This is a genomic window from Imhoffiella purpurea, assembly GCF_000585215.1.
GTDB classification, from domain to species: domain Bacteria; phylum Pseudomonadota; class Gammaproteobacteria; order Chromatiales; family Chromatiaceae; genus Imhoffiella; species Imhoffiella purpurea.
Window position 1 is genome coordinate 1 of sequence record NZ_AONC01000007.1, and the last position, 1,065, is coordinate 1,065.

The window sequence follows — 1,065 nt, forward strand, 5'->3', positions numbered from 1 at the left end:
AGGGTACGCACGGGAGAGGGTCCTGCCAATTCTTGTCACCCTAATCACCTACATCCGCACTCGGTCTTGGCCAGGGTTATGATCATGGCCCAGACTGGCTCTGATCCGAGTGCCTGTGTGCAGGGCTTTGAAGGTGCGAAAATACAACATTAATAATCATAAACTTATGCCGCTTGCTCACCGTCATTTTAGCGCCATCGACGAGATCAAGGACTCGCCAGTTGAGCCAAATCAGAGTGTTATGAAAAGGAGACCAAAAAGGGGACGGATTTATTTAAGCTCGTCATCAAGCTTGCTTCTTCGAGGCCGAACTGGGTTGCGATGTTCGATCTGGTAATTCGCCTTCTCGGCAAACAGCCCCCGTCGATTGTGCCCGCGCTGCACGACATGGTGTGGATAGTTTGGATGAATGACGCGCCCGATTCTTAGCATGCTGTAAACTTGCTCTGATCCGAGTGCCTGTGCATCATGTCAGTATAGCGGTAAATAAATCTGTCCCCTTTTTGCTCTATATTTGACACCGCTGGCGGCATGAGTGTGGACCGGAGTTATGATCACCGCCCGCGTCTGGCGTCCCGCCAGCCGTTTCATGAGCTGCCCGAGATCAGCGATCGCCTCCCCAGGCTGCAGGATCAGATGGACATGATTCGTCATCAGACAGAAGCCGAAGACCTTGACGTCATAGACCTGCTTGAAGGCTTCCAGCGTATCGAGGTAGTAACGGTAATCCGCCTCCTCGGCAAAAACCACCTGCCGATTATGCCCGCGCTGCACGACATGGTGTGGATAGTCTGGAAGGATGACGCGCCCGATTCTTGGCATGCTGAAAACCGGCTCTGATCCGAGTGCCTATGCATCATGTCAGTATAGCGGTAAATAAATCTGTCCCCTTTTTTGTTATGTCCCCTTTTTTGTTTCTACCGTCGGCGCGCCAGTCCTCGACCCTACTGACGAGGGAGGGCTGGGAGTCACCGCCATGTCCTGGCTATTTAGGCACCGCGAAACGAAAGGCGCGGAAACAGATAAGCCATGGCTACCGCGATGGGCGACCTGCTCTCTACTCTA

At 53.1% G+C, this 1,065-nt stretch carries 1 protein-coding gene; it reads right to left on the reverse strand.

Translation table 11 applies throughout. The features are described from left to right. Positions 1–471: 471 nt before the first annotated feature. Entirely contained in the window at positions 472–822 is a 351-nt protein-coding gene (locus D779_RS21500; RefSeq protein WP_332307740.1) for a transposase, read from the reverse strand. Positions 823–1,065: the final 243 nt, after the last annotated feature.

Bases quoted from the DNA above. Each gene is read 5' to 3' on its own strand.
- D779_RS21500 (WP_332307740.1), bottom strand. From the start codon at position 822: ATGCCAAGAATCGGGCGCGTCATCCTTCCAGACTATCCACACCATGTC.